Origin of the sequence: Ramlibacter cellulosilyticus, assembly GCF_014297465.1 — a bacterium.
Taxonomy (GTDB): domain Bacteria; phylum Pseudomonadota; class Gammaproteobacteria; order Burkholderiales; family Burkholderiaceae_C; genus Ramlibacter; species Ramlibacter cellulosilyticus.
This window is the reverse complement of sequence record NZ_JACORT010000011.1, coordinates 188,544-209,655: the sequence shown is the minus strand read 5'-3', so window position 1 is coordinate 209,655 and position 21,112 is coordinate 188,544. Positions and strand designations below refer to the sequence as shown.

The following is a 21,112-nucleotide window of genomic DNA, read 5'->3' as shown; positions in this document are numbered from 1 at the left end:
CCCCCGAGCACCAGCTCCACCATCTGCTTCTGGAATTCCGCCGGATATGGCGGCACGAACCTTCTCATCGGACACCCCTCCTTTCAGGACGGTAAGGTGTCCGCGAAAAGGGGTCAACTTCAGCGTCGCAGCTGTCGTAGGCTGGGTTGCGCCGCAGGCGCACCCCAGCTGGCGGCCCCGGATCGTCACGGGAACACCAGCTCCTGCAAACGCGACAGGCTGGTCGAAGGCGTTCCGTTCCACACCAGGTGCGTGTGGTTCCTCCGCACCTTCGCCGGCAGCTCGTGCTGCCGCACGTCCTGCGCGGACTTCATCGCGACGAGCAGCGAGCGCGGCACGATCGCGAAGCCCGTGCCCGCGGCCACGCAGGCGATCATCGCCTGGTACGACTGGAACTCCAGCGTGCGGACAGCGGCGATGGAGGAGGCGCCCAGCCACTCCTCGACCCGCCGCCGGTACGAACAGCCGCTCGCGAAGGCGATGAGCGTCATGCCTTCGAGGTCGGAGGCGCGCCGCACCGCGTCCACGTCCTTGCCGGTCACGAGCACGAGCTCCTCCTCGAACACCTTGCGCGAGGCGAGCGGGCCCGGCGTGAAGGGCTCGGACACGAACGCCGCCTCGATCTCGAAATTCGCCACGCGCTGCAGCAGCGCGCCCGTCGTGCCCGTCACGAGTTCCACGACCACGCCAGGGTGCTGCTTGTGGAAGCGCGAGAGGATGGGCGCCAGGCGACTGCCTGCCGTGCTCTCCAGCGAGCCGATCCGCAGCACGCCCATGGCGCGGCCGGCCTTCAGCTCGCTCTCGGCTTCGTCCGCGAGGCGGAACAGGCGCTGCGCGTACGACAGCAGAAGCTCGCCTTCCGGCGACAGGACCAGCCCCCGGCCCTGCTTGCGGAACAGCGACCGGCCCAGCCGCTGCTCCAGCTGCTTGATGCGCGTGGTCACGTTGGACTGCACGCGGTTGAGCTTGCTCGCCGCGCGGATCACGCCGCCTTCCTGCACCACGGCGCGGAAGATCTCCAGGCTGTCGAGGTCTATGCTTCTCATGGCGAGAACGGTGCTCCAGATTTATTCATTTGTCCGGCGCGACGATTCTCGGTCCAATCGCACCCATGTCCAAGCCCCCGCCACCCCCTGCGCTCGCCCTCGCGGGCCTGCTCTCGCTGGCAGTGGCCATGGGCATCGGCCGCTTCGCGTTCACGCCGCTGCTGCCCTTGATGGCGCGCGAAGGGCAGCTGGACCTGGCGCTGGGCGGCTGGATCGCGGCGGCCAACTACGCGGGCTACTTCGCCGGGGCGCTCACGGCCGCGCGGCTGCCGCTCGCGCCGCGGACGCTGGGCGCGCTGGCGCTCGCGTTGACGGCGGCCACCACCGCCGCCATGGCGTGGCCCGACGCCGCCGCCTGGATGGCGCTGCGCTTCCTCGCGGGCGCGGCCTCGGCCTGGGTATTCGTGGCCACCAGCGTCTGGTGCCTGGGCGCGCTTGCGCGCCAGGGTCGCGGCGACCTGGGCGGCATCGTCTACGCGGGCGTCGGTTGCGGAATCGCGCTCACCGGCGTGTACTGCCTGCTGGCCGCCGCCTGGTCGCTGCCGGCGTCCACCTTGTGGATCCATCTCGGCGCCTTGTCGTTGCTGCTCGCGCTGCCGGCCGTGGGGACGAGCCTGCGCGTGGCGAACGTGCAGGCACCGCGACGCGCGAACGCCGTGCCGCTGCGGGCGCCCGGCGGCACGCACGGCCTCGTGGCCTGCTACGGCCTCATGGGCTTCGGCTACATCCTGCCCGCGACTTTCCTGCCGGCGCTCGCGCGCGGGGTCGTCGACGACCCGCGCCTGTTCGGCCTGGCCTGGCCGGTCTTCGGCGCGACCGCCGCGCTTTCCACCGTCCTGGCGGGCTGGTGGATGCGCCGCGCGTCGCGCCTGCAGGCCTGGGCCGCGAGCCAGCTGCTGATGGGCGTCGGCGTGCTGCTGCCCAGCCTGTGGGTGAACGGCGCCACCATCGCGCTCTCCGCGCTGCTCGTGGGCGGCACCTTCATGGTCATCACCCTCGCGGGCGTGCAGGAGATGCGCTCGCGCGCGCCGGACGATGCGGTGCGCTGGGTGGGCCGCATCACTGCCGCCTTCGCGCTCGGGCAGATCGCGGGCCCGGTGCTGTCCGCGCTGCTGCTGCAAACTCCCGTCTTCGCATCGCGCGGCCTCGCGCTCGCGCTGCAGGCGGCAGCCCTCGCGCTGCTCGCCAGCGGCGCCTGGCTGTGGCGGCGCGCTTCGCCCACGACTTCCCAGGAGACCGTCCATGCCTGATGTTTCGCCCCTGCCGCAAGGCTATGCCCAACCCGCCGGTGAACGCCTGCCCCTGCCCGACGCGTCGGCGATGACGCCCGCGCAGCGCCAGGCCGCGCAGGCGCTCATCGACGGGCCGCGCAAGGGCGTCTACGGTCCCTTCCTGCCGCTGCTGCGCAGCCCCGCGCTGCTGGAGCGCGCGGCCAAGGTGGGGGAGTACCTGCGCTTCGAGAGCGTGCTCGACGCGCGCATCCGCGAGCTCGTCACCTGCGCCGTCTCGCGGCACGTGAGCAACCAGTTCGAGTGGACCATGCATGCGCCGCTGGCCGTGAAGGCCGGCGTGGCGGAGGCCACGATCGAGGCGCTGCGCCTCGGGGCGCGGCCGAAGCAGCTGCCGCCCGACGAGGAGGTCGCGCTCGACTTCACGCGCGAGCTGCTGGCCACGCACGGCACGAGCGACCCGACTTATGCCGCGGCCCTGCGGGCTTTCGGCGAGCAGGGCCTGGTCGAACTCGCCTCCCTCATCGGCTACTTCGTCATGGTCTGCTGGGTGATGAACGTGGCCCGCACGCCCGCGCAGGCAAGCGCGGCCGGGCCCGGCGTGGACGCCTTCCCGGCCTGAGCGCCGGCCGCGGCATCATGGCGGGATGAGCGACGACATCACCCTCTTCCACAATCCCGCCTGCGGCACTTCGCGCACCGTGCTGGCGCGCATCCGCGAAGCGGGCCTCGAGCCGCGCATCGTGGAGTACCTGAAGACGCCGCCCACGAAGGAGCAGCTGCGCTCGCTCGTGGCGGCAATGGGCACGCCGGTGCGCGCGATCCTGCGCGAGAAGGAGCCGGTCTACGCGCAGCTGGGCCTGGCCGACCCGAAGTGGAGCGAGGAGCAGTTGCTGGACTTCGTCGTGCAGCATCCGATCCTGCTGAACCGGCCGGTGGTGGCGAGCCCGCTTGGCACCCGCGTCTGCCGGCCGGCGGAGGAGGTCGACGCGTTGCTGCCGCGCGGCTGACGCCGCGCGTGCTGGGGTTCGCTGCGCGAAACCCAGCCTACGGGACCCAAAAAAAACAGCCACCTTGCGGTGGCTGTATCAAGTCCTTGGAAGGACGTCGTTGGGAGACTTGAATCCCGTGTGTCCGGCGATGCGTGACAGTGCATGTATCTTTCGTCGGCCGGGACGCTCCGTCCATCCTCCTTTCGGGGGATGCCTGGGACGGTAGGTCCGGCACTGGCAGGGAACATCTTCGTGATTTTTCCCGCTTTTGGCGAGAGCCGCTCAGAGTCTTTTACTGCGGCTTACGTTTGCTCACAGGGCAGGGTGAGCACGAAGCAGGCGCCTCCACCGGGGTTGGCCTCGCAGCGCGCGCTGCCGCGATGGCGCTGCGCGATCGAGCGCACGAGTGCCAGGCCGAGGCCCACGCCGCCTTCGCGCTCGCTCGCCCCGCGCAGGCGGTAGAACGGCTCGAAGATCCGCTCGCGTTCCGTCTCCGGCACGCCGGGGCCGCGGTCGCAAACGCGTACTTCCGCCTGCGTTCCGCGCCGCGTCACGCTGACCGTCACCGGCCCGCTGCTGTAGCGGCGCGCGTTTTCCAGCAGGTTGCGGATGGCGCGGCGCAGGAGCTTGGCCACGCCTTCCACCACCAGCGTGTTCGCCGATCCGGCCGCCTCCAGCTCCGCGCCGGCCCGCGCGCTTTCCTCCGCCGCCAGGCCGGTGAGGTCCACCGGTTCGACGGTGCCGACGTCGGCTTCCCGCGCGTCGAGCCGGCTCGCGAGCAGGATCTCGTCGATCAGCTGGTCCAGCTCGCCGATGTTGCGCGTGATTTCGTCGCGAGTACGGGGCGAGGGCTCGGGGTCCATCAGCTCCAGGCCCATGCGGATGCGGGCGAGCGGCGAACGCAGTTCGTGCGAGGCGTTCGCGAGCAGCGACTTGTTGGCCTTCAGCAGGTTCTCGACGCGTTCGGCCGCATGGTTGAAGCGCCGGGCGAGGAAGGCCACTTCGTCACTGCCCGCCTCCGGCAGTCGCACGCTGAGGTCGCCTTCCCCCCAGCGCTCGACGCCGCGGCGCAGGTCTTCCAGCCGCAGCGTGAGGCGCCGCACGACGGGGTAGCTGCCCATGGCGACGGCAATGGCGACCACGCCCAGCATCCAGAAGAAGCCGCTCTGGCCGCGCGGCGGCCAGATGCGCGCGCTTTCCGCCGGAGGCCGCGGACGGCGCGGGATCTGCACCGTGATGGTGCGGCCGTCTTTCAGCGGCACTTCGAATTCGAAGCCCTGGCCGCGGACGCGGTTCGGCCGGACCATGCTCTGGCCGATGACCTGGTCCTTCTCGTCCAGGATCACGACCTCGCGCTCGGGCACCTGCTGCTGCTCCCAGCTCTGGCGCATCAGCCAGCCGAAGGCCACCGTGAGCAGGCCCACGGCCACGATCACGGCGAGCCAGATGCGGAGATAGAGGGGGAAGCGCCAGTGCGCGTTCCAGGCGGTCATCGGGGCCAGTGTGCCTCGTTCAGTCCTGCTGCTTGGCGAACACGTAGCCCACGCCGCGCACGGTCAGGATGCGCTTGGGCGTCTTCGGGTCGGCCTCGATGGCGGCGCGGATGCGTCCCATGTGCACGTCGATCGAGCGGTCGAAGGCCTCGAGTTCGCGGCCGCGCACCGCTTCCATGATCTGGTCGCGGGTCAGCACGCGGCCGGCGCGCTCGGCCAGCACCACCAGCAGGTCGAACTGGTAGGAGGTGAGGTCCGCGGGCTTGCCGCCCACGCTCACCGTGCGCGCGTCGCGGTCGATCTCCAGCGAGCCGAACTTCATGGTCTTGGCCGGCGGCGGCGTGCCGTCGGCGCGGCGGCGCAGGATGGCGCGGATGCGGGCGAGCAGCTCGCGGGGCTCGAAGGGCTTGGGCAGGTAGTCGTCGGCGCCGAGCTCCAGGCCCACGATGCGGTCCATGGGGTCGCCCTTGGCCGTGAGCATCAGCACCGGCACCCGGCCGGTGTCGCCAGGGAGGGCGCGCACGCGGCGGCAGACTTCCAGGCCGTCGATGTCCGGCAGCATGAGGTCCAGGACGACGAGGTCGGGCGTGCTGCCGGAAGGCGGGGCTTCCAGCAGGTCGAGGCCGGCCTTCGCATCGGGCGCGTGCGTCACGCCGAAACCGGATCGCTCGAGGTACTCGCCCACCATCTGCGCGAGGCGGGTGTCGTCTTCGATCATCAGGAGTTGCTGCATGGGAAATTGGCGGTAAGGGCCCCGACGGCGGGCCCGACCAGGGCATGGTCGGCCGCGGCCATCGCGGCTGCTTGTCGTAGCCGTAAAGTAAAGTAAACGGAGGTCTCCAAACGGAAGTCGGGGCGCTCGCGCGTGAAGTAGTAGCGCGGCGGAGGTGAGGGGTGGCTCACTTCGGTGGGGTTCGCTTCGCTCACCTTCCGGCAGCGCGCCGCCGCCACCCTGCACTGGTCCGAATTGGTAGGGTGGCGCGGCGAAGCCGCGGACGGTGAGCGAAGCGAACCCCACCGATCAATCGTCCGCGAACACCCCCGGCCGTTCCTTCGGCTTCACCTTCAGGTTGCGCGTCGCCAGCCAGACGAGCACCAGCACCGGCACGCCCAGCATGGCCGTAGCCACGAAGAAGTTCGCGTAGCCGTAGCTGTCGACGTACTTGCCCGAATACCCGGCCAGGAACTTCGGCAGCAGCAGCATCATGGAGCTGAACAGCGCGTACTGCGTCGCCGAGTACTGCACGTTGGTCAGGCTGGACAGGTAGGCCACGAAGGCGGCCGACGCGATGCCGCTGGAGAGGTTGTCGGCAGACACGACGAAGACCAGCATGGTCACGTTGTGGCCCACGCCGGCCAGCCACGCGAACAGCAGGTTGCTCGCCGCGCTGAGGATCGCGCCCAGCATCAGCGTGCGCATCACGCCCAGCCGCAGCGCGAGCACGCCGCCCAGGAAGGCGCCGACCAGCGTCATGATCACGCCGAACACCTTGCTCACCGCCGCGACTTCGTCCTTGGTGAAACCCATGTCCACGTAGAAAGGGTTGGCCATGATCCCCATCACCACGTCGCTGATGCGGTAGACGGCGATCAGCGCGAGGATCAGCGCGGCATGCCAGTGGTAGCGGCGGATGAAGTCCGCGAAGGGTTCGACCAGCGCGCCCTGCAGCCACTCGCGCGCGCCCTTGGCGGGCGGCAGCGGACGCGCCACGGGCTCGGGCGACAGCAGCACGGTCGCGACGCCGACCAGCATCGAGGCCGCCATCCACAGGTAGGCCGTCTGCCAGGCACCATGCTCGTACACCTCGGAGACCGACACCTCCGAGCGCGCCGCGATCCACAGCACGCCGGCGCCGGCCCAGATCATCGCGAGCCGGTAGCCCGTCTGGTAGGCCGCCGCCAGCGCGCCCTGGCGCTCGGTGTTGGCCGACTCGATGCGGAAGGCATCCAGCGCGATGTCCTGCGTGGCCGACGCGAAGGCGACCAGCACCGCGCACCACACGACGGGGTCGAGCGCGAGCTTGGGGTCCTGGACGCCCATGCCCACCAGCCCCACCATGATCAGCACCTGCGCGAAGAGCAGCCAGCTGCGCCGCCGTCCCAGCCAGCGCGTGAGGATGGGCAGCGGCATGCGGTCCACCAGCGGCGCCCAGGTCCACTTGATGCCGTAGGCCAGGCCCACCCAGGACAGGAAGCCGATCGTGGTCCGGTCGATGCCAGCCTCGCGCAGGCGAAACCCGAGCGTGCCCAGCACCAGCAGCAAGGGCAGCCCCGCCGAGAAGCCGAGGAACAGCATGCGCAGGGTGGCAGGCTCGGTGTAGACGCGCAGGGTCTCGCCCCAGCTGGGGCGCGCAGGCGGGCTCTGCGCCGTGTTGGCGGTAGGGTCTGACATGGTTGGGTTTGTTCTTCCCTATTATTCGCGCATGTGCCGAATCTGTGCTGCCAAGTCCTCCCCCTGGATGGCCAGGCGGGCCTTCCTGCTCGCAGCGGGAACCACCGTGGCCGGCGGCGCGCTGGCACAGGTCAACGTCGGGCCACCGTCCACGGTGCGCAGCCTCGTTCCGGCGAACGAGCTCGAGGTTGCTGCGCAGCAGCAGTACGGCGAGCTGATGCAGCAGGCGCGCGCGAAAGGCGCGCTGGCGCCGGAGAACCATCCGCAACTGCGGCGATTGCGCTCCATCTCCTCGCGCCTCATCGCCGATGCGCCGCGCTGGAACGAGCGTGCGCGCCAGTGGCGCTGGGAAGTGAACCTCATCGGCAGCAAGTCGATCAATGCCTTCTGCATGCCGGGCGGCAAGATCGCCGTGTTCACCGGCCTGCTCGATCGCCTCGAGCTGTCCGATGACGAGACGGCGATGGTCGTCGGGCACGAGATGGCGCACGCCTTGCGCGAGCATGCCCGCGAGCGCATCGCCAAGAGCCAGGGCACGGGCGCGCTGCTGTCGCTGGGCGCGCAGCTGTTCGGCCTGGGCCAGCTCGGCGACGTGGCCGCCAACATCGGCACGCAGCTGCTGACGCTGAAGTTCAGCCGCGACGACGAGACCGAGGCCGACCTCGTGGGCCTGGAGATGGGCGCCCGCGCCGGCTTCGACCCGCGCGCGTCCGTCACCCTCTGGGAGAAGATGGGGCGCGAGTCGGGCGGCAACGCCAACGCCGCCTTCCTCTCCACGCACCCCACCGGCCCCGATCGCATGCGCCGGCTGCAGGAGAACATCCCGCGCGTCGAAGGGCTCTACCGGCAGGCCGTGGCGCGGCGCTGAAGCGTCCCCGCGCCCGCAGGAGGAACACGCCGCGCCGCGTGGCGCAGGGTAAGCCGCGCACCATCGCATGATGAGAACCGATGCGCGAACCTCTAAGATGGCGCACATGCCGACCCGAACCACACCACGAAAAAGGGCGGCGGGCCCCGAGGCGGCGGCGGATCCCGCGGTGCGGGTGCTGCGCCGCTTCCGCCTCGTCTTCAACGCCGTCAAGAGCCACTTCCGCGCCGTCGAGACCAAGGCCGGCATCTCCGGTGCGCAGGTCTGGGCGCTGTCGGTCATCCAGGCGCAGCCCGGCATCGGCGTGGGCGAGCTCGCGCGCGCGATGGACATCCACCAGTCGACGGCGAGCAACCTGCTGCGGTCGCTCACGGAGAAGAACCTGGTGCTGGCCGAGCGCGGTGGCGAAGACCGGCGCGCGGTACAGCTGCACACCACAGCGCGTGCGGCCAAGGTGCTGGCCAAGGCGCCCGCTCCTTTCGCCGGGGTGCTGCCCGACGCGCTGGCGCGCCTGGACAAGAAGGCGCTGGCGCGCCTGGACCGCGACCTCGCGCTGCTGATCGAGGAACTGGGCGTCGACGAGCGCGGCGCCGGCATCCCGCTGAGCGAGGACCGCTGAAGGAAAAATCGCCCCGCACGGGCGGGGCGAAGGATGCGACCTGAAATGCGCCGTCGTCCTCGACAGCAGGCGCAGTATAGGCAGCGGGCGCCCGGCTGTCTGCCCCCCGGGGAACTCGACGGTAATCGTTTTGTCAGAATGTATTGCTGAATCAAGACGAAGGACCCCTGTTGCTGAAGACATTCCGCCTGCAATTGCGCTTCCTGGTGCCGCTGGTCGTCATCCTGACGGGGACGGCCTACCTGGCCGTGCCGCTCATGGACCGGCTGACGCTGCGCTGGTTCGCGCGCGACCTCGACATGCGCGGCAACCTGGTGGCCAACGCGCTGGCCGACTCGCTCACGGATGCGGAGACGCGCGGGCGCAAGCTACAGGCGATCTTCGACCGCGCCGTGCAGGACGAGCGCCTGGTCGCCATCGGCTGGTGTTCGCCCAGCGGCCAGGTGCTGCGCCGCACAGCGCGCTTCCCGAAGGACCTGGAGTGCAGCCATGCGAAGGAGGTCGCCGCCGACCGCGTCGCGACGATGAACATCGAGGGCGGCTCCGTGCACGTGAGCTTCCACCCGATCGTCGGCGAGGCGGGGGCCGCCGGCGACCTCGTGCTGATGCACGACCTGAGCTTCATCGAGCGCCGCAGCCAGGACACGCGCAAGTACCTGATCATCCTGATCGCCACGCTCGGTGGCGCGATCGCGCTGGTGACGGTGATCGTGGCGCAACTGAGCTGGCGCGGCTGGGTGTCGGGCGCGCACGCGCTGCTGCGCGGCGAAGGCCTGCTCAAGCCGATGCTGCCGCCGTCGCCGGAGCTGGCGCCGCTCGCAGCGGACCTGCGCGAACGCCTGCGCGACCTGGAGGACGAGTACCGCCGCATGCCGCGCTCCGACGAAGGCTGGAGCGCGGAGCGCCTGCAGTCGCTGCTGCGCACGCAGCTGCGCGGCGACGAGGTGATCGTGGTCTCCAACCGGGAGCCCTACATCCACGAGAAGCAGCAGGACGGCAGCCTGGTCGTGCGGCGTCCCGCGAGCGGCCTCGTCACCGCGGTGGAGCCGGTGATGCGCGCGTGCTCCGGCACCTGGATCGCGCACGGCAGCGGCAGCGGCGACCGTGCCGCGGTGGACCGGCACGACCACGTGCCGCTGCCGCCGGGCGAGGACGAATACCAGCTGCGCCGCCTGTGGCTCACCGAGGAACAGGAGCAGGGCTACTACTACGGCTTCGCCAACGAGGGGCTCTGGCCCTTGTGCCACGTGGCGCACGTGCGTCCGGTGTTCCGCGAGCAGGACTGGGAGCACTACCGCAACGTCAACCAGCTGTTCGCCGACGCCGTGGTGGCCGAAGCGCGCAGCGAAGACCCGGTGGTGCTGGTGCAGGACTACCACTTCGCGCTGCTGCCGGCGATGGTGCGGCGCAAGCTGCCGCGCGCGACCATCCTGACCTTCTGGCACATCCCGTGGCCGAACCCGGAATCCTTCGGCATCTGCCCCTGGCGGCGCGAGATCCTCGAAGGCATGCTGGGGAGCACCATCCTCGGCTTCCACACGCGCTACCACTGCAAGAACTTCATCGAGACGGTGGACCGCTACCTCGAGGCGCGCATCGAGCACGAGCACTCCACCATCACCTACGGCGGCGAGGACACGCTGGTGGAGAGCTACCCGATCTCCATCGAGTGGCCTTCGCCGGAGGAAGCGCGGGAATGGCCGTCGCCCGGCCAATGCCGCACCGAGCTGTTCGAGCGATTGAACATCCCCGCCGGCCATCGCGTCGCCGTGGGCGTCGACCGCTTCGACTACACGAAGGGGATCCTCGAGCGGCTCAACGCCGTGGAACGCCTGCTGGAGAAGCACCCGGAGTGGCGCGACCGCTTCACCTTCGTGCAGGTCGCCGCGCCGTCGCGCGGGGCGCTGGAGGAATACCGCGCCTTCCGCGAACGCATCGAACGCGCCACGGCGCGCATCAACGAGCGCTTCGGCCGGCCCGACGCGCCGGTGGTGCGGCTGCTCGCGCAGCACCACGACCACGACCAGGTGATGCGCCTGTACCGCGCCGCCGACGTGTGCATGGTGACCAGCCTGCACGACGGCATGAACCTGGTGTGCAAGGAGTTCGTGGCGGCGCGCGACGACGAGCGCGGCGTGCTGGTCCTGAGCCGCTTCGCCGGCGCCGCGCGCGAGATGCCCGAGGCGCTGGTGGTCAACCCGTACCACGTGGAGGAAACCGCCGACGCGCTGCACCAGGCCTTGACCATGCCGCCCGCGGAACAGCGCGAACGCATGGCCAGCCTGCGCAGCACGGTGCACGAGTACAACGTGTACCGGTGGGCCGGCCGCATGCTGGCCGACGCGGCGCGCCTGCGCCTGCGCCAGCGCGTGTCGGACCGCGTGCAGCGGCACAGCGTGGCCTGAGCCGGGAACTTGCGCGGCCGGGGCGGGCTCTGAGCCTCACCCCCACTGCACAGCCAGGAGCAGCCATGTCGCAGGGTTGGAGCCGCCGTGCCTTCGTGGCCGGCCTGTCGGCAGCCGGTCTCGGCGCGTTCGCCCTGCGTTCGCGGGCGCAGGAAGCACCGCCGCTACCGGTGCCGCCGCTGCTCGAAGGCGGCGGCGACCGCCCGATCCCGCTGGTCGCGCAGCCGGGGACCACCGAATTCTTCCCCGGCCGCGCCAGCGCCACGGCGGGTTTCAACGGCAGCTTCCTGGGGCCGACCCTGCGCCTGCGCTCCGGCACCGAGGTGCCGGTGCGCGTCCGCAACGACCTGCAGGAGCCCACCACCGTGCACTGGCACGGCCTGCTGGTGCCCTCCGCCGTCGACGGCGGCCCGCACAACGAGATCGCGCCGGGCGGCACCTGGTCGCCGTTGCTGCCGGTCCGCCAGCCCGCCATGACCGGCTGGTACCACGCGCACCCGCACATGCGCACCGGCCCGCAGGTGTACGCGGGCCTGGCCGGCATGCTGATCGTGGCCGATGGCGAAGAGGAAGCGCTGCGCCTGCCTTCGCGCTACGGCATCGACGACCTGCCCCTGGTCCTGCAGGACCGCGCCTTTGACCGCTCCGGCACGCTCGTCTACCCGCGCAACCACATGACGCAGATGCACGGCGTGCACGGCAACGTGATGCTCGTGAACGGCGTGCGGGGGCCGCGTGCGCGCGTCCCCGCGGGGCTCGTGCGGCTGCGGCTGCTGAACGCGGCCAACGCACGCGTGTTCGACCTCGCCTTCGAGGACGGCCGCCGCTTCCACTGGATCGCGAGCGACGGCGGCTTGCTGCGCGAACCGGTGCCGCTGGAAAGCCTGGTGCTCGCGCCGGGCCAGCGGGCCGAGATCATCGTGGACTTCTCCCGCGGCGGCACTGCGATGCTCGCACACCGTGCGACGAGCGGCCTGGTGCCCATGGTGTCCTTCGCGCCCTCCGGGCGCGACGATGCGCCGCGGGCCTTGCCGGACCGGCTGGCCCGCTGGGACACCCCGTCCGCGGGCCAGGCGGTGCGCCGCCGCAGGATGACGCTGACCATGGGGATGTCCGGCATGGGCGGCGGCATGGGCATGGGCGGCATGGGCGGCATGGGCGGCATGGGCGGCATGGGCGGCATGGGCATGATGGGGCAGGGCATCGACGGCCGCCCCTTCGACATGGCGCGCATCGACCACGAGGTCCGCCTCGGCGACGTGGAGATCTGGCAGGTGTCCAGCCAGCCCGGGATGATGATGGACCAGCCCCATCCCTTCCACATCCACGGCGTGCATTTCGAGGTGCTGCGCCGCGACGGCGGCGCGCCCGATCCGCTCGACGCCGGCCGCCGCGACACGGTGCTCGTCGACGCTCCCGTGGACCTGCTGGTGCGCTTCACGCAGCCCGCGGCGCAGGCGCCCTTCATGTACCACTGCCACATCCTCGAACACGAGGACGCGGGGATGATGGGGCAGTTCCGCGTGGCCTGAGCGTCAGGCGCGCGGCGCCTTGCCCGCCCGCTCGCGGGCTTCGTTCAGCAGCGAGACCAGGGCGTCCAGTTCCACCGGTTTCGTGAGGTGGGCATCGAAGCCGGCGGCGCGCGTGCGGCGCTTGTCCTCCTCGTTGCCGAAGCCGGTCATGGCGACGAGCAGGGCGCTGTCCGCCGTGCCCTGCTCGCGCAGGCGCTTGCGTGCCTCGAACCCGTCCATGCCCGGCATCGCGAGGTCCAGCAGGATCATGTGCGGCTTCAGCCGCTTCGCCATGGCGATGCCGCTCTCGCCGTCGTACGCGCATTCGACCTGGTTGCCCAGCAGGCGCAGCACGTCGGTGGCGCTGTCGGCGGAGTCGCGGTTGTCGTCGATCACCAGCACGCGCAGGCCGCCCTGCGCGTCTTCGCGATTGGCTTCTTCCTCTTCGACGGCCTGCTGCGTGGCAGCGGGCAGGCGCACGGTGAACGTGCTGCCCTGTCCGAGCCCGGGGCTTTCCGCTTCCAGCGAGCCGCCGTGCATCTCGGTCAGCGACCGCGCCAGCGTCAGGCCGATGCCCAGGCCGCTGTCCGAGCCGGCGGAGGTGCTGCTGTCCGTCTGCATGAAGAGCTGGAAGATGGACTTGAGGTGCTCGGGCGCGAGGCCCCGGCCGTTGTCCTTGACCTTCACGTACACGAAGCTGTCGACGGCTTCGACCGCCAGCGTGATCTGGCCGCCTTCGGGCGTGTACTTCGCGGCGTTGACCAGCAGGTTCTGCAGGATCTGCGACAGCCGCGTGGAATCGCCGTTCACGTACACCGGCTGCGGCGGTTGCTGCAGCGTGAGCGAGTGGCGCCGCGCCGTGATGAGCGGCCGCGCCGTCTCGACGCTGCGCGCGACGACGTCGGCGAGCCGCACGAGCTCCTTGCGCAGCTTGATCTTGCCGGTGGTGAGCCGGCCCACGTCCAGCAGGTCGTCCACGAGCCGCGTCACGTGCGTGAGCTGCCGGTCGATGACGTCGCGGCAATTGCGCAGCACGGGGCTGGAGAGCGTCTCCAGCTGCATGATCGTGACGGCGTTGCGGATCGGCGCGAGCGGGTTGCGCAGTTCGTGCGCCAGCGTGGCGAGGAACTCGTTCATGCGCCGGCTGGAGCGCTCCAGCTCCTCCAGCCGCCGGCGCTCGCTCATGTCGCGGGTGATCTTGGCGTAGCCGCGCAGTTCGCCGTCCGGGCCGCGGATGGCCGTGACCACCACGTTCGCCCAGAACAGGGAGCCGTCCTTGCGCACGCGCCAGCCTTCGTCCTCCACGCGGCCCTGCGACAAGGCCTGTTCCAGCTCGATCTCCGGCGCGCGCGCCTCGGCGGTCTCCGGCGGGTAGAAGGCCCGGAAGTGGCGGCCGACGATCTCGCTCGCCTCGTAGCCGTGGATGGCCTGCGCGCCCGCGTTCCAGCTCTGCACGATGCCGTTCGGGTCCAGCATGAAGATCGCGTAGTCGCGCACGCCGTCCACCAGCAGCCGGAAGCGTTCCTCGCTCTCGCGCAGTTCCTCCTCGTGCTTGCGCCGCTCGGTGAGGTCGCGCGTGATCTTCGCGTAGCCGGTGAGCTCGCCCATCGGCCCGTACAGGGCCGTGATGATCACGTTGGCCCAGAAGCGCGTGCCGTCCTTGCGCACGCGCCAGCCTTCGTCCTCGAAGCGGCCGCGCGCCTTGGCCAGGCGCAGTTCCTCCTGCGGCCAGCCGGAGGCCACCGCCTCCGGCGGGTAGAAGATGGAGAAGTGGTTGCCGAGGATCTCCTCGCGCCGCCAGCCCTTGAGCTTCTGCGCGCCCGTGTTCCACGACATGATGTGGCCTTCGGGGTCGAGCAGGAAGATGCCGTAGTCCGTGACGGCCTCGATGAGCAGCTGCAGCCGCTGGTCGAGGGTGGGGTCGGAACGCAGGCCGAGGGGCGAAGTCATGAGCCTCGTATTATGGAAATCGGATGTGTCTCGGCTGTGTGCCGCGGGAGGTGAATGCGGCCTTGTCCTACAGCCCGGCCGATCCCTGTCGCACGACAAGCGACCACCGTCACGGCGCGGGGCGGCGCACCGGCCACAGGACGGAGGCGATGGCGACCACCATCAGGCCCACGGCCACCCAGTCCTGCCAGTGGACGGCCTCGCCCAGCCACACGGCGCCGCTGAACACGCCCAGCACGGGAATCATCATGACGCTGAGCGTCGAGGCCACCGGTGGCAGGCCGCGGGCGAGATAGGTCCAGGCCGCGTGCGCGAAGCCGAAGATCAGGACCGCGTTGAACAGGATGGTCCAGGTGGCGGTGGCGTTCGGCAGGGTCCACTGCGGCGCCTCGAAGGCCCAGGCCAGCCCGCCCATGATCACGGCGGTGAGAGCCGTCATCCAGAAGGAGATGGCCAGGGCCGGCGCTTCCATGCGCGTGCGGCGCAGTTCCTGGGTGCCGAGGGCCCAGCACGCGGCAGCGACCAGCGCCAGCAGCACGCCGAAAGGCCGGCCCGCCAGGTTGGTGAGCTCGTGCCACAGGAGCAGCAGCACGCCCAGCGCCGCGGCGCTCACGCCCGTCCACGCGCGGCGCGACAGCGGCGAGGCGTAGAAGAGCGCACCGAGCACCGCCGAGAAGATCGGCATGGTGTAGCCCAGGATCGCGGCGCGCCCGCTGGAGAGCGTGCGCACGGCGAGGATGATGCACACGTGCCAGACGAACATGTTGGTGGCGGCCAGCCACAGCAGCTCGCGCCACGCAGTGCGCGGGATGCGGAACGGCACTTTCAGCACGACGAGGCCCAGCGCCAGCACGGGCAGGCCGATCCACATCGACAGCGCGCGGAAGGTGAGCGGCGGATAGTTGCTCACGCCCAGCTTCATCACGGGCCAGTTCACGCCCCAGGTGACGGTGAGGAGGGCGAGGACGACGAGCTGCTGGCGCGAGAGGGCATGCATGGGGCGTCATTCTGGCGTGCCCCGCGAAACTAGAATCTCCGCATGACATTCCTCGAGATGCTCCAGGCGGCGCAGCAGCGCAATCGCTCCCTGCTGTGCGTCGGGCTGGACCCCGAGCCCACGCGCTTTCCTGCCGGCCTGAAGGGCGACGCGACGCGCATCTACGACTTCTGCGCCCGCATCGTCGACGCGACGGGCGACCTCGCGATCGCCTTCAAGCCGCAGATCGCGTACTTCGCGGCGCACCGCGCGGAGGAACAGCTCGAACGCCTGGTGCGCCACATGCACGCGGCCTTCCCGCACGTGCCGGTGATCCTGGACGCGAAGCGCGGCGACATCGGCTCCACCGCGGAGCAGTACGCGCGCGAGGCCTTCGAGCGCTACGAGGCGGACGCCGTGACGCTGTCGCCCTTCATGGGCTTCGACTCGGTGCAGCCTTACCTGAAGTACCCGGGCAAGGGCGCCTTCCTCCTGTGCCGCACGTCCAATCCGGGCGGCGACGACCTGCAGAACCAGCGCCTCGCCTCCGTGGACGGGCAGCCGTTGCTGTACGAGCACGTGGCGAAGCTGGCGCAAGGGCCGTGGAACCTGAACGGGCAGCTGGGCCTGGTGGTGGGCGCGACGTATCCGGCGGAGATCGAGCGGGTGCGCGCGCTGGCGCCGACGATGCCGCTGCTGATCCCGGGCGTCGGGGCGCAGGGGGGCGATGCGGTGGCGACGGTGAAGGCGGGATGGCGCGCCGATGCGCCCATCGTGGTGAACTCGTCGCGGGCGATCCTCTATGCGTCGAGCGGCGAGGATTTCGCGGATGCGGCGCGGCGGGAGGCGCTGCGGACGCGGGATGTGCTGGAGGCGGCGAAGGGGTAGTGTGGCAGGGTGGACGGAGCTGGGGTGCACTTCGTGCAACCCAGCCTACGTACCGGCACGCAACCCGATTTCGTAGGCTGGGTTGCGCGAAGCGCACCCCAGCGTTCGCGTCACTCTCGCTTACCGATACCGCCGCCCGCGGAACATCGAAACGATCACCAGCAGCACGATCGCCCCGATGATCGACGCGATCCACCCCGCCGGCTGGCCGGCGGTGTAGAGCCCCATCGCCTGGCCGGCATAGCCCGCCAGGAAGGAACCGGCGATACCGATCAGCGTGGTCATGATGATGCCCATGCGGTCGTTGCCCGGCTTCAGCGCGCGGGCCAGCAGGCCCACGATGAAGCCCACGAGGATCATGGTCAGGATGCCCATGGATGTACTCCCTTTCTGTCGATGGGGAGATCGTAGGCAGGCCAGCCCGGCCGCCCTGTAGGCGCCGGCTGGTCCGCCCGGTGCGAATCAGGCGAGGAAACGCTTCAGGTAATGCCCGGTGTGGCTCTGCGGATGCGCCGCCACATCCTCGGGCGTGCCGGCCACCACGACCGTGCCGCCGCCGTCGCCGCCCTCCGGCCCCATGTCGATGATCCAGTCGGCGGTCTTGATCACGTCGAGGTTGTGCTCGATCACGACGATGGTGTTGCCCGCGTCGCGCAGCTGGTGCAGCACCTTCAGCAGCAGGGCTATGTCGGCGAAGTGCAGGCCGGTCGTCGGCTCGTCCAGGATGTAGAGCGTGCGGCCGGTGTCGCGCTTGGACAGTTCCAGCGCCAGCTTCACGCGCTGCGCCTCGCCGCCCGAGAGCGTCGTCGCGGCCTGCCCCAGCTTGATGTACGAGAGGCCCACCTCCATCAGCGTCTGCAGCTTGCGCGCGATGGCCGGCACCGGCTTGAGGAATTCGTACGCGTCCTCCACGGTCATGTCGAGGATCTGCGCGATGTTGCGGCCCTTCCACTGCACTTCCAGGGTCTCGCGGTTGTAGCGCTGGCCGCGGCAGACGTCGCAGGCCACGTACACGTCGGGCAGGAAGTGCATCTCCACCTTCACCACGCCGTCCCCCTGGCAGGCTTCGCAGCGGCCGCCCGCCACGTTGAAGGAGAAGCGCCCCGGCCCGTAGCCACGTTCCTTCGCCGTGGCGGTCTCCGCCATCAGCTCGCGGATCGGCGTGAACAGCCCCGTGTAGGTCGCCGGGTTGCTGCGCGGCGTGCGGCCGATCGGCGACTGGTCGACGTTGATCACCTTGTCGAAGTGTTCGATGCCCTCGATCGCCTCGTGCGGCGCCGGCTCCTCGTGCGCGCGATACAGCTCGCGCGCGACCGCGGCGTACAGCGTGTCGTTCACCAGCGTGGACTTGCCGGAGCCCGAGACACCGGTCACGCACGTGAGCAGGCCCACGGGGATCTCGACGCTCACGTCCTTCAGGTTGTTGCCGCTCGCGCCCTGGATGCGGATCACCTGAGGGTCCGGCATCTCGCCGAGGCGCACGCGCTTCGCGGGCACGGGGATGGCCAGCGTGCCGGAGAGGTAGCGGCCGGTGAGCGAGTTCGCGTCGCCGACCACTTCCGCGGGCGTGCCTTGCGAAACGACTTCGCCGCCGTGGATGCCCGCGCCGGGGCCCATGTCGACGACGTAGTCCGCCGCGCGGATCATGTCCTCGTCGTGCTCCACCACCAGCACGCTGTTGCCCAGGTCGCGCAGGTGCTGCAGCGTGCCGATCAGGCGGTCGTTGTCCCGCTGGTGCAGGCCGATGCTGGGCTCGTCCAGCACGTACATCACGCCCGTGAGGCCCGAGCCGATCTGCGACGCGAGGCGAATGCGCTGCGCCTCGCCGCCGGAGAGCGTCTCGGCGCTGCGGTCCAGGCTCAGGTAGTTGAGGCCCACGTCGACGAGGAAGCGCAGGCGGTTCGAGATCTCGCGCACGACCTTGTCCGCGATCTCCGCCTTGGCGCCGCGCAGCTCGAGGTCCTCGAACCACTGCTGGCTGTCGCGCAGCGTCATGTGGCCGATCTGGAAGATGGCCCGCGCATGGCCGCCTTCGCCCAGGCGCACGTGGCGCGCCTCGCTGCGCAGGCGCGTGCCTTCGCAGGCGGGGCAGGGCTGCAGGCTGCGGTAGCGGGACAGCTCCTCGCGCACCGCGGCCGAATCGGTCTCGCGGTAGCGGCGCTCCATGTTCGGCAGGATGCCTTCCCACGCGTGCTTCTTGCTCACCTTGCGGCCCGCCGTCGCCCCGGACTCCAGCGTGTAGCTGAAGCGGATCTCCTCCTCGCCCGACCCGTGCAGCAGCGCCTTGCGGATGTGCGGGGCCAGGTCCTGGAAGGGCGCGTCCACGTCGAACTTGTAGTGGCGCGCCAGGCTCTCGATCAGCGCGAAGTAGTAGGGGTTGCGCCGGTCCCAGCCCTTGATCGCGCCGCCCGCGAGCGAGAGCTCGGGGAAGGCCACGACCCGGGTCGCGTCGAAGAACTCCATCGTCCCGATGCCGTCGCACGCGGGGCAGGCGCCCACGGGGGAGTTGAAGGAGAAGAGGCGCGGCTCCAGCTCCGAGATCGAGTAGTGGCAGATCGGGCACGCGAACTTCGCGTTGAACATGTGTTCCTTGCCGCTGTCCATCTCCACCGCGACGGCGCGGCCTTCGGCCAGGCGCAGCGCCGCCTCGAAGCTCTCGGCCAGGCGCTGCTGCATGTCGCTGCGGACCTTGAGCCGGTCCACGACGACGTCGATGTCGTGCTTCTCCGCCTTCTTCAGCTTCGGCAGGTTCTCGTGCTCGTACACCTGCCCCGCCACGCGGAAGCGCACGTAGCCCTGGCCCTGCATCTCCGCGAACAGCTCGGTGAACTCGCCCTTGCGCTCGCGCGCCACCGGTGCCAGCACCATCAGGCGCGTCTCCTCGGGCAGCGCCAGCACGGCATCGACCATCTGCGATACGGTCTGCGACTGCAGCGGGATGTCGTGGATGGGGCAGTAGGGCGTGCCCGCGCGCGCGAACAGCAGGCGCAGGTAGTCGTGGATCTCGGTGACCGTGCCGACCGTGGAGCGCGGGTTGTGGCTGGTGGCCTTCTGCTCGATGGAGATCGCGGGCGACAGCCCCTCGATCATGTCCACGTCCGGCTTGTCCATCAGCTGCAGGAACTGGCGCGCATACGCGGAGAGGCTTTCCACGTAGCGGCGCTGGCCCTCGGCGTAGAGCGTGTCGAACGCGAGCGAGGACTTGCCCGAGCCCGACAGGCCGGTGATCACCACCAGGCGGTAGCGGGGCAGGTCGAGGTCGATGTTCTTGAGGTTGTGCGTCCGTGCCCCGCGGATGGTGATCCGCTGGCCCAGCGCTTCGTGCAGGTACTTGCCTTCGCTACTCGTGTTCAAGGGGATTCGGACCGCCAAGGGAAACCCGACATGATAGGGCGGCGAGGGCGGTCGGGCAGGCGGGTCCGGAGGTCCCGGCCCGGATGCCGGAGAATGCGGGGTTTGCCGGGACGCCCGGCATGCCGCTTGCCTCCAGCCATCCCGTGACCGCTTCCCCACCCGACCTGTCCAGCCGGATGACGGCCGCCGAGCGCCGCGCCAGCGGCTCGCTCGCCCTGATCTTCGCCGCCCGCATGCTGGGCCTGTTCCTCGTGCTGCCGGTGTTCGCGCTCGAAGCGCAGCGCTACCCCGGCGGGGACGACCCGGCGCTGGTCGGCCTGGCCATGGGCATCTACGGCCTCACGCAAGGCGTGCTGCAGATCCCGTACGGCCTCGCCTCCGACCGCTTCGGCCGCAAGCGCGTGATCGTGCTGGGCCTGCTGGTGTTCGCCATCGGCAGCTTCCTGGCCGCAGCGGCGCCCAGCTTGCCCTGGCTGGTCGCCGGCCGCGCGCTGCAAGGCGCCGGCGCCGTGTCGGCCGCCGTGACCGCCTTGCTGGCGGACCAGACCCGCGACGTCGTCCGCACCAAGGCGATGGCGCTGGTGGGCGCCAGCATCGGCCTGATGTTCGCCGTCTCGCTGGTCGCCGCGCCCATGCTGGCGGCGCGGATCGGCCTGCACGGCCTGTTCGCCGTGACGGGCGTGCTGGCGCTGGCCTGCATCGCCGTCGTCGTGTGGTGGACGCCTCCGGCCCCCGCGCAGAAGGCGAACCAGCCGCGCGGCCGGCTCGTCGACGTGCTCACGCACGCGCCCCTGCTGCGGCTGGACGTGGGCGTGTTCGTGCTGCACGCCGTGCAGCTGGCGATGTGGGTGGCGGTGCCGGCCCTGCTGGTGCAGGCCGGCCTCGCCAAGGACAAGCACTGGCAGGTGTACCTGCCGACGGTGCTCGCCTCCTTCGTGGTGATGGGCGGGCTGCTGTTCCCGCTGGAGCGGCGCGGCTACCTGCGGGCGGTGTTCCTGGGCTCCATCGGCCTCGTGCTGGTGGTGCAGGCGGGGCTCTGGCTCACTTCCACGAATCCCGGCGTCGCGGGGCTCGCGGTGCTGCTGTTCCTCTTCTTCTGCGGCTTCAACGTGCTCGAGGCCACGCAGCCCAGCCTGGCTTCGCGCCTGGCCCCGCCGCAGTCCCGCGGCGCCGCCCTCGGTGTGTACAACACCCTGCAATCCCTGGGATTTTTTGCCGGCGGCGCTGTCGGCGGCTGGCTCGCCCGGGACGTTGGCTGGGCAGGGCTGTTCGGCGCCTGCGCTGGCTTGATGCTGTTGTGGCTGGTGGTCGCCTGGCCCATGCGCGCGCCGGCGGCGGGGCGCCAGACGGCCGAGGAAGTGCTGGCCGACGAGGCGCAGGCGACATAAT

The 21,112-nt window shown here is 70.4% G+C and carries 16 protein-coding genes and 1 pseudogene; 9 read left to right on the top strand and 8 right to left on the bottom strand.

What is annotated here, in order from left to right; translation table 11 throughout:
* Positions 1-185 precede the first annotated feature (185 nt).
* Positions 186-1,046: a LysR family transcriptional regulator gene (locus H8N03_RS22185; RefSeq protein WP_187078408.1), complete on the bottom strand. Its 861-nt coding sequence runs from the start codon at positions 1,044-1,046 to the stop codon at positions 186-188.
* Positions 1,047-1,111: 65 nt separating this feature from the next.
* On the opposite strand from H8N03_RS22185, the gene H8N03_RS22180 reads away from it, so the two are divergent.
* The 3 genes and pseudogenes from H8N03_RS22180 to arsC form a co-directional block, all read left to right on the top strand.
* Positions 1,112-2,296: a YbfB/YjiJ family MFS transporter gene (locus H8N03_RS22180; protein ID WP_187078407.1), complete on the top strand. Its 1,185-nt coding sequence runs from the start codon at positions 1,112-1,114 to the stop codon at positions 2,294-2,296.
* Positions 2,289-2,897 carry a carboxymuconolactone decarboxylase family protein gene (locus H8N03_RS22175; protein WP_187078406.1) on the top strand — a complete coding sequence of 203 codons (609 nt, stop codon included), beginning with the start codon at positions 2,289-2,291 and terminating at the stop codon, positions 2,895-2,897. Before H8N03_RS22180 ends, H8N03_RS22175 begins: the two co-directional genes overlap by 8 nt.
* A 25-nt stretch (positions 2,898-2,922) precedes the next feature.
* Positions 2,923-3,279, top strand: a pseudogene (arsC, locus tag H8N03_RS22170) (arsenate reductase (glutaredoxin)); the annotation flags it as partial.
* 290 nt (positions 3,280-3,569) lie between these two features.
* Here the strand turns inward: arsC and H8N03_RS22165 are convergent.
* The 3 genes from H8N03_RS22165 to H8N03_RS22155 form a co-directional block, all read right to left on the bottom strand.
* The gene (locus tag H8N03_RS22165; protein WP_187078404.1) at positions 3,570-4,760 is read right to left on the bottom strand and encodes a sensor histidine kinase; all 1,191 of its coding nucleotides are present in this window, start codon (positions 4,758-4,760) and stop codon (positions 3,570-3,572) included.
* Positions 4,761-4,779: 19 nt separating this feature from the next.
* Positions 4,780-5,493: a response regulator gene (locus tag H8N03_RS22160; RefSeq protein ID WP_222623096.1), complete on the bottom strand. Its 714-nt coding sequence runs from the start codon at positions 5,491-5,493 to the stop codon at positions 4,780-4,782.
* Between the two features lie 288 nt (positions 5,494-5,781).
* The gene (locus tag H8N03_RS22155) at positions 5,782-7,152 is read right to left on the bottom strand and encodes an AmpG family muropeptide MFS transporter (protein ID WP_187078403.1); all 1,371 of its coding nucleotides are present in this window, start codon (positions 7,150-7,152) and stop codon (positions 5,782-5,784) included.
* A 31-nt stretch (positions 7,153-7,183) separates the two neighbouring features.
* On the opposite strand from H8N03_RS22155, the gene H8N03_RS22150 reads away from it, so the two are divergent.
* From H8N03_RS22150 to H8N03_RS22135, 4 genes are all read left to right on the top strand, one after another.
* Positions 7,184-8,020 carry a M48 family metallopeptidase gene (locus H8N03_RS22150; RefSeq protein ID WP_187078402.1) on the top strand — a complete coding sequence of 279 codons (837 nt, stop codon included), beginning with the start codon at positions 7,184-7,186 and terminating at the stop codon, positions 8,018-8,020.
* Between the two features lie 106 nt (positions 8,021-8,126).
* Positions 8,127-8,639, top strand: coding sequence for a MarR family winged helix-turn-helix transcriptional regulator (locus tag H8N03_RS22145; RefSeq protein ID WP_187078401.1), 513 nt, complete (start codon positions 8,127-8,129; stop codon positions 8,637-8,639).
* 170 nt (positions 8,640-8,809) lie between these two features.
* Positions 8,810-11,044, top strand: a complete 2,235-nt coding sequence (locus tag H8N03_RS22140) for an alpha,alpha-trehalose-phosphate synthase (UDP-forming) (protein WP_354005162.1) — start codon at positions 8,810-8,812, stop codon at positions 11,042-11,044.
* A 65-nt stretch (positions 11,045-11,109) separates the two neighbouring features.
* Entirely contained in the window at positions 11,110-12,576 is a 1,467-nt protein-coding gene (locus tag H8N03_RS22135; RefSeq protein ID WP_187078400.1) for a multicopper oxidase family protein, read from the top strand.
* A 3-nt stretch (positions 12,577-12,579) separates the two neighbouring features.
* Here the strand turns inward: H8N03_RS22135 and H8N03_RS22130 are convergent, their stop codons facing one another.
* The gene (locus tag H8N03_RS22130) at positions 12,580-14,505 is read right to left on the bottom strand and encodes a PAS domain-containing hybrid sensor histidine kinase/response regulator (protein ID WP_187078399.1); all 1,926 of its coding nucleotides are present in this window, start codon (positions 14,503-14,505) and stop codon (positions 12,580-12,582) included.
* 109 nt (positions 14,506-14,614) lie between these two features.
* Positions 14,615-15,502: a DMT family transporter gene (locus H8N03_RS22125; protein WP_187078398.1), complete on the bottom strand. Its 888-nt coding sequence runs from the start codon at positions 15,500-15,502 to the stop codon at positions 14,615-14,617.
* A gap of 42 nt (positions 15,503-15,544) precedes the next feature.
* Between H8N03_RS22125 and pyrF the strand changes: the two genes are divergently transcribed.
* Complete coding sequence (gene pyrF, locus H8N03_RS22120) at positions 15,545-16,369, top strand: orotidine-5'-phosphate decarboxylase (protein ID WP_187078397.1); 825 nt, start codon at positions 15,545-15,547, stop codon at positions 16,367-16,369.
* A gap of 120 nt (positions 16,370-16,489) precedes the next feature.
* Here the strand turns inward: pyrF and H8N03_RS22115 are convergent, their stop codons facing one another.
* The gene (locus H8N03_RS22115) at positions 16,490-16,744 is read right to left on the bottom strand and encodes a GlsB/YeaQ/YmgE family stress response membrane protein (RefSeq protein WP_187078396.1); all 255 of its coding nucleotides are present in this window, start codon (positions 16,742-16,744) and stop codon (positions 16,490-16,492) included.
* A gap of 87 nt (positions 16,745-16,831) precedes the next feature.
* Positions 16,832-19,723 (bottom strand): excinuclease ABC subunit UvrA, encoded by a 2,892-nt coding sequence (gene uvrA / locus H8N03_RS22110; protein ID WP_255428336.1) that lies wholly within the window; start codon positions 19,721-19,723, stop codon positions 16,832-16,834.
* A 176-nt stretch (positions 19,724-19,899) separates the two neighbouring features.
* Between uvrA and H8N03_RS22105 the strand changes: the two genes are divergently transcribed.
* Positions 19,900-21,111, top strand: coding sequence for an MFS transporter (locus H8N03_RS22105; RefSeq protein WP_187078416.1), 1,212 nt, complete (start codon positions 19,900-19,902; stop codon positions 21,109-21,111).
* Position 21,112: the final 1 nt, after the last annotated feature.